We start from the raw sequence: 2108 nt of genomic DNA, 5'->3' as shown, positions 1-2108 counted from the left end.
CTGGCGGAAACGCTCGCTCAGTTCTGCTTCCTAATTAAACCGCCTGTAAATTATAGTACAGTTTAATCGGAATGGTCAAGATAAGAAAGGCATTGACGAACTGAGGAACATGTTGTACAATCTACCGCGATGGGGGGCTTCATTTGTGTATTATTACAGTAGATTAAAGTATTAAATTATAAAGAAAACGCTATAACTGTTGAAAGGAAATTATGTGATGAAGACATGGGACGAACGGGTTAAGGAAGTGCAGGAAAAGTGCAAACTTGTGAGAAGGTATGCATTTGAAATGACCGTAGAGGTGGAGGGCGGTGTTCATTTCGGACCGGCTTACTCACTGATTGATATCGTCGGAGCCCTCTATTTTGACATCATGAAATTCGATCCCCAAAATCCCACATGGGAAGACAGGGATCGTTTTATTTTGAGCAAGGGACACGGATGTGCCGGCCTTTATCCGGCGCTTGCGCTTGCTGGCTTCTTCCCATTGGAAGATTTGAAGAAATATGGTGAACACGCCAGCTTTCTCGGGATGCAGCCTGAGATGAGCGTGGAACATGGAATTGAGGCTTCGACGGGAAGCCTCGGCCAGGGAATTTCAATAGGCGCTGGTGTCGCCCTTGCCGGAAAGATCGACAAGAAAAGCTATCGCACATTCGTTTTGGTTGGCAACGGCGAATGCAATGAAGGTCAGGTGTGGGAGTGCGCGCTTGCTTCTGCTCAGTACGGACTTGATAACCTGGTCGTGATCGTTGATGACAACGGAATGCAGTGTGATCACGAATCACGCACCATTTGTGACATGGGAAATTTCGCCGATAAATGGCGGGCTTTTGGATGGGAAGTCGAAGAAATCGACGGGCATAATATTGAGCAGCTGCTTACCGTTTTGTCTGACAAGAGAATGCCCAAGAACAAACCGCTGGTCGTTATCGCAAAAACCGTTAAAGGTAAGGGCGTATCTTTCTTCGAAGATAATAATGACTGGCATCACACACATTTCGTCACTAAGGAAATGTGGGAAGCCGCAAAAGCCGACCTGATGTCATAAGTGGAAAAAGTTTATCAAAATACTGGAGGTGCCTCATGACGGAAATTACAAAAGATAAGATCACAGAATGCTCAAAGAATTGGCACAAAGGGCCTGTTTCTGACGCGGTGATTGATGCTGTTGAATCCAATAAAGATGTTGTTGTTCTGGCTGCGGATCTGGCCAAAGCAGTCGGGGTTTATGAATGTTACACTTATGAAGGCCAATACTTCAATCTTGGAATTTGTGAACAGAACATGATAGGAATGGCTGGCGGACTGGCGAAAGAGGGAAAAATCCCCATCGCCTCTTCTTTTGTACCTTTCATTGCGCTGAGGGCCCTGGAGCAAATTCGTACAGGCATTGCAAACATGAATCTCAATGTAAAGCTCATCGGCACCAACGCGGGTGTCCGCGGGGGCAAAGCCGGTTCATCGCATTACGGGCTTGAAGATATTACCATCATGCGTTCCCTTCCGAACATGACTGTCTTATCGCCATCGGACGGTCTGAGCATGTATAAAGCAATCCGAGCCATGATAGACTATGTCGGTCCGTCGTACCTGAGGGTCGGAGGACTCCCCGTGATGCCGATCATATACAAGGAAGATTTCGATTTTGAGATCGGCAAGATTTATGCCCTTCGCGAAGGCAAAGATGCCGCTTTGGTAGCCACCGGGCCCATGGTAGGGCGTGCCCTTGAAGCTGCTGAAATTCTGAGTGGCAAAGGGATTGAAGTGGGTGTCTACGATGTGATCACAATTAAGCCACTTGACAAGGAGTTCCTGCTCAATGTCGCTGCTGGAACACAACACGTTTACACGCTCGAAGAAAACACTGTTCTGGGCGGTTTGGGCGGTGCTGTTGCGGAGATTATGGCGCAGCATGGTCCAGGGGCCAGGCTGAAGATCTTGGGTTTGAAAGATGAGTTTATGAAAATTGCCTCTTACGAAGATCAGCTGGAAAAATGCGGTCTGCTTCCGGACCAGATCGTCGCGACGGTTCAAAAGGATCTTGAGTGAGAGAAGCAAGTGCTGAAATAAAAGTTTGACAGGGCTTGACTGGTTGAATTCTTTTT

Annotated in this window: 2 protein-coding genes; both read left to right on the top strand. The window is 47.3% G+C overall.

The window, feature by feature from the left end; genetic code table 11:
* Window positions 1-217 precede the first annotated feature (217 nt).
* Entirely contained in the window at window positions 218-1051 is an 834-nt protein-coding gene (locus GX117_14405; protein NLO34522.1) for a transketolase, read from the top strand.
* A gap of 35 nt (window positions 1052-1086) precedes the next feature.
* The gene (locus GX117_14400) at window positions 1087-2052 is read left to right on the top strand and encodes a hypothetical protein (GenBank protein ID NLO34521.1); all 966 of its coding nucleotides are present in this window, start codon (window positions 1087-1089) and stop codon (window positions 2050-2052) included.
* Window positions 2053-2108: the final 56 nt, after the last annotated feature.

It is taken from the genome of Candidatus Hydrogenedentota bacterium (assembly GCA_012523015.1).
Lineage (GTDB): Bacteria > Hydrogenedentota > Hydrogenedentia > Hydrogenedentales > CAITNO01 > JAAYBJ01.
This window is presented reverse-complemented; position numbering and strand designations above follow the sequence as displayed.